The organism is Caldisericum sp., from assembly GCA_022759145.1.
In the GTDB taxonomy this organism is placed as follows: domain Bacteria; phylum Caldisericota; class Caldisericia; order Caldisericales; family Caldisericaceae; genus Caldisericum.
The window spans coordinates 1-5,449 of the sequence record JAEMPV010000026.1; the positions used below are offsets into that span (position 1 = coordinate 1).

5 protein-coding genes are annotated in these 5,449 nt (G+C 33.7%); all 5 read left to right on the forward strand.

Going from position 1 to position 5,449, the window contains the following annotated elements; genetic code table 11:
• Positions 1-62: 62 nt before the first annotated feature.
• Positions 63-851 carry a CRISPR-associated endoribonuclease Cas6 gene (gene cas6 / locus JHC30_01685; GenBank protein MCI4462865.1) on the forward strand — a complete coding sequence of 263 codons (789 nt, stop codon included), beginning with the start codon at positions 63-65 and terminating at the stop codon, positions 849-851.
• Positions 848-2,542, forward strand: a complete 1,695-nt coding sequence (gene cas8a1, locus JHC30_01690; GenBank protein ID MCI4462866.1) for a type I-B CRISPR-associated protein Cas8b1/Cst1 — start codon at positions 848-850, stop codon at positions 2,540-2,542. The genes cas6 and cas8a1 overlap by 4 nt, the downstream gene beginning before the upstream one ends.
• Positions 2,535-3,443, forward strand: a complete 909-nt coding sequence (gene cas7i, locus JHC30_01695; GenBank protein ID MCI4462867.1) for a type I-B CRISPR-associated protein Cas7/Cst2/DevR — start codon at positions 2,535-2,537, stop codon at positions 3,441-3,443. The genes cas8a1 and cas7i overlap by 8 nt, the downstream gene beginning before the upstream one ends.
• Entirely contained in the window at positions 3,440-4,132 is a 693-nt protein-coding gene (cas5b, locus tag JHC30_01700; protein MCI4462868.1) for a type I-B CRISPR-associated protein Cas5, read from the forward strand. Before cas7i ends, cas5b begins: the two co-directional genes overlap by 4 nt.
• A partial coding sequence (gene cas3, locus JHC30_01705; GenBank protein MCI4462869.1) for a CRISPR-associated helicase Cas3' occupies positions 4,129-5,449 on the forward strand: 1,321 nt, incomplete at its 3' end. The genes cas5b and cas3, both read left to right, overlap by 4 nt.

The window sequence follows — 5,449 nt, forward strand, 5'->3', positions numbered from 1 at the left end:
GTGGGATGTATGGGAGGAAAAATAGCAAAATACTATAATAAAGTTAAAGGAGGAACTTTGAAATGCGAATAGAGATTTTATTTGGAGTTTCTGTGGGGAAATTGCCGATTCTTTACAGGCAAAGGTTTATGGATTTGATAATAACTGCTCTTAAAGAGTCTGATTCAGAATACGCTGCTTCCCTATATCCCGATAAGAGTGAGCATTTAAAGGTTGCAAAGCCTTTTGCATTTAGTGTTTCGCTTCCTGGAGAATTTGTTGTGAAGAAGGAAAAGTTTAAAATAGATGACGATCTTGAAGTTGAGGATATCGTTTTCAATTTTGACAAAAGCGAAAAATTGTCTATGTATGTGAGTTCCTTAGACCCTGTGTTTTTAATGCATCTATACAATGGCTTATTAAGGTTGAGGGACTTTCAGTTTAATGACGAGTTAACTTTGAAAACTAATAGGGTTTTTATGTTAAAAGAAAAGGAAATTAACGAACAAGTAGTAATATACAAAACAATGTCTCCTATTCTTATTGAAACGCAAGATGATAAACCAATTTTACCAGATGATGAAAAATTTAACTTAAATTTTAACGCAATTCATGATAGGATTTTGAAGGATGTTAGAGGACATGGTCTTTACAGAGAGCTTTTATTTACACCCGTAAAAGTAAAAAAGCAGGTTGTAAAACATACTTTAAAAGATTTTAGAAAGCAAACAGGTAAGCCATTTATGACATTTACTGCTTTTGATGGGATTTTTAAAGTCGAAGGTGATACAAGAGATCTCAAAGCGCTTTACCAGATGGGTATCGGACTTCGTACAGGACAGGGTTTCGGAATGGTAGAGGTGATAGGATGAAAGAAAGAGTATATCTTTCAGATTGGCTTTATAATGCAGGAATTATTGGTTTCTTAAAGATAGTCACTAATGACGATATTGATAGTGAGAATTCAATAGAAATTGGCGAAAATTATATTGAGTTTGATAGATCGGCTTTGCAGGGCTTCTCCTCTAAGTATTTTAGTTTTGCATTCAATCAATACGGTAGATATTACAATATTTTAAATACATTAGAAGAATTTTTGAGTGATTTAGACAAACTTGAACAAGGAGATAGTAATGTTATCCACAATCTTAGGAAGAAGTACAAAATTAGTGATAAAGATAAAGATGAAGAGATTCTGCAAGTTATATTAGATAGGTTTAAGAAGATTCTGAATGGTTTCAAATTTCTCAAAGAAAACATTAAACTTCCCAGCAAAGAAGAAATAAAGGAAGACCCTAAAAAAGCAATAAAAGGCTTGCTTGAATTTGCAATTAAAGTTATGAAAGATGAATACCAGGAAATATTTGAGTCTGATGTGCAAATCTACTTAAGGGGTATGTATGGTCAAAAGAGCTTCCTTAATTTGACTATAAACAAGGAAAGATTAAAAAAATTCTATGAAGATTTTGAAGAGCCAATAGTTAGCGGCAAAATTGATCATGAAAAAGAACTTTTTTGTGTAAACTGTGGCAGGCAAGCGAAAAAGGGTGCTAAGTTTGACACGGGGATTTCTCCCTTCTTCGGTCTTAACGATGACGCAATAAATTATGCATGGAACTTTGATACGAGTCTCCCTCTCTGTGAAATATGCGAACTTATCTATTTTTCCAGTTTTGCAGGATTAACTCCTTCACCACGTAATGATAAAACTTTTTATTTTGTAAATGAGGATTCTTCGGTAAGAAACTTATATAGGGCAAATAAACTCTTAAATGATGTATTAAAGAAAGACAATAATGAAAACTTCTTAGTTGACTTCTTTACAGAGCTTGTTCTTGAACTCGAAAGAGAGAAAGCAGAATTTGTTCTTAAAAACATTGCACTGATTGAATTAAACTTAAGTGAAGAGAATTTTCCAAAAGTTTACTCTTTCAATGTTTCAAGAGAAAAGGCAAGATTCATTAAAGAAAATCAAACTGACCTAAAGACATTAGCAAGAGCCTCTTATAAGGTAAAAGATCAGGGAAGTTACATACTGACAGATACTATCCAAAAAATCTTGAAAAATACCCTTGACTATGGGTATCTATATTGGCTTGAGCGTATAAGTTTGAGTGAACAAGGCAAATCTAACCTGTATCAGATTTTTTTTGGCTATGAAACTTTGCAGACTTTAAATATCTTAATATTCAGGTTTTTAAAAAATATTACAAAAGAAGGGAGGAAACTAATGAGTCTTGAAGAGAAAGAAATTTGGAGGATGTATGCTTGCGGTAAGGAACTTGCAGATGTTATGAAGAGTAGGAATGCAGAAAACAAGATACCATCAATTGCCTACAAGTTACTGAATGCCCTTAAAATCGGTGATGTAAATGTATTTATGGATGTTGCCATGAGAACCTTTATGGCGTATGACATGGAGGTGCCTTCTTCTATGGCAAAGGTGCTTTACAATAAGGAGTATTTCTATCCACTTGGGTATAGCTTTTTAAATGGTTTTTTAAGTAAAGGTGGAAACAATAAAGGAAATGTACAAGAAACAAAGGAGGTAGCAAATGGCTAAAGGATTAACTTACACGGCAATTTTTGAGGCGATGAGCCTGAACTATGGCGAAGGTGTCGGGAACATTTCAGAATTGAAAAAGCTTACTAAAGGCGGCGAATTTTACTCTTATACATCTCGTCAGGCTATACGGTACGATATCTACAGGACACTCAAGGAATCCTATAACATCGACGATAAGGAAGATCCCCTTACAAAAGAACAGCAAGTTGTCCAGTTTAAACCAGATGCTAATATCAAAGATTATGTTGAAATGGATCTGTTTGGTTATATGAAAACAAAAAAAGGACAGGGCTCTATTTCTCGCCCGGCTGTTGTGCGAATTAGTCCTGCAATTTCACTTGAACCAATGGAGGGCGATGTGGAATTTGGGACTAACAAAAATTTTGCTGACAGAGCAGGGACAGACCCAAATCCTTTCCAATTCGAGCATCACTATTCTTTGTATTCTTATACCGTAACAGTCGACTTGGATAGGATTGGCGTGGATGAAAACGATAAAATATATCTTTCTCCCGATGAAAAAGCAAAAAGGGTAAATCAATTGCTTGAAGTTTTAAAAGTTTTAACACGAAATATCAAAGGTAGAACAGAATCTCTCTCACCTATTTTTGCTATCGGAGGAGTGTATGATATAAAGAACCCCTTCTTCTTGAATAAGTTAAAGGTGAATTACAGTAAAGAAGAGAAAAAATACGGAATCGACACTGAGATATTAGATTCTCAACTCTCTCTTTCTTTTGATGGAAAACCTATCCGTGATTACACTTATGTTGGATATTTAAAAGGATATTGGTTGAATGAAAGTGAGTTTAATAAATTGAGTAAGAATGTTTCGGATATAGATGGATTTTTTAGTAAGTTAAAAGACAAGGTATTAGAAACATTTGGGTCAAAATGAAAATATTAAAAGTAAAGGCATATCAGCTTTTTGCCAATTATAGAAAACCTTTAAACTTTAACTTTTGGGACACCTATCCTCTGCCTCCTCTTTCCACTGTGAAAGGCTGGTTCCATAGTGTTATCGATGCTCACGAATATATTCCCTTATCTATGAGTATTCAGGGTACTTTTTCTTCTGTTCTCTATGATATGCAGACATTTATTAAATTTGACAGAATAAGAAAAGATAAAGAACAAGTAAAATTAGATTGGATAAATAAGGCGCTCAACCATTCCCCAGTATTTGTTGCAACCGTATTTGATATTAACCTTAATATCTATTTATATTCTGAGGATAATGAAGCGCTTGAAAAATTCAGGCAAAATGTTACAAGATATTCTTTTCCAAGTATTGGAAGACATGAGGACATAGCAAGGATTGATTTCGTCGATTTTATAGAGAGTGAAGAAGTTGAATTTAGTCTTTCAAATACTCACGAACTTAACTATGGAATTTATTTAAGTAAAAGAACTTCAGATTATCTTGGCATTAGAGGAATTCATTACAGGATGAATAACAAATATGAAATTCGTTCAAATCTAAGGTATTTTGAAAAAGTGGATGTAGTTTACGCTGATAACGGAGTAGTTTACAAAGGAAAGTGCCTTTTTGACAAAGAAGAAGGTAGAATAATCGACCTCGTATGATTTATGCTAAAGTATTTAAAAGGAATAACAGTTATATTGGGGAAACATTAGAGGAACATACTAATACTCTCATAGATAATTATTCTATTCTTAAAGAGGCATACGGAAAAGAATTTGAAGAAAAACTCGAAGTTTCCCCTGTTTTCTGGAAATTATTGGAAATTGCCTGTATTTTCCATGATCTCGGGAAGGCATCCTCGGCTTTTCAGCATAAAATACAAAAACTTTTAGGTGAGGATATCAAGGTCCCGTATGAACTAAGAAAGGAGATACCTCATAACTTTCTTTCTGTTGCATTTTTACCAGAACCTCGCTTGCTTGATTTAGATGATAACAATTTTTTAATGCTTTTTTATACAATCGCTTATCATCATAACAGATTAATTGACTTTGATAAGTCTTATTATGAAAAAATTGTTATTGAAGATCTACTTAAGAAAAAAGGTGAGCTCAGGTGGGTTGAAGAAAAACTTAAGGATTTGGGGGTATCATTGACGCTTAATCCATCTTCCAGGTATTTTTCCTTGCTTGATCCTTATTCTAACACTTTTGAATCAATAAAAAGAGATAAATACTTTATACTTCTTAAAGGCATGCTTCATAGGTTAGACCACTCTTCATCGGCGCATATCACGGTTGAGTCAGAAAGAGTTGAAGACCCAGAAAATAAGCTTGTTTATTATATTGAAACAGAGAAAAAGAGCATCTTAAAAGATTTCCAACTGAAGGCAAGAGATTATAGGGATGAAAGCATTTTATTTGTAGCCTCAACTGGTATGGGGAAGACGGAATTTGCAATGAATTGGATAGGAGAACAAAAAGCATTTTATACTCTTCCTGTAAGAGTTTCTGTAAATGCTATGTATGAAAGAGTTGCCGAGATTGTTGGACAGGAAAAAGCAGGACTTTTGCATAGCGAAAGCCTATTTTATAATTTAGACTCTCAAGGCAAGAAAGAAGATGAATACTCACTCGAGGAACCAATCTATAGAACCAACTTATCAAGGCAACTTTCTATGCCAATAACTGTTACAACTGCAGATCAAATTTTTACTGCTGTTTTTAAATGGAGGGGTTACGAGAAAATATATGCCACATTAATGTATTCTAAGGTTGTTGTTGACGAGCCTCAGAGTTACTCACCAGAAATTCTTGCAATGATTGTCAAAGCCTTGCAAGAAATATCGAATTATGGTGGCAAATTCTGTTTAATGAGTGCAACAGTTCATCCTTTTGTTAAGAATCAACTTGAAAATTACGCCAAAGTTCTTGAACCTGTTTTTAATAGAGAAAAGAAGCATAAAGTTGAAATAAAGG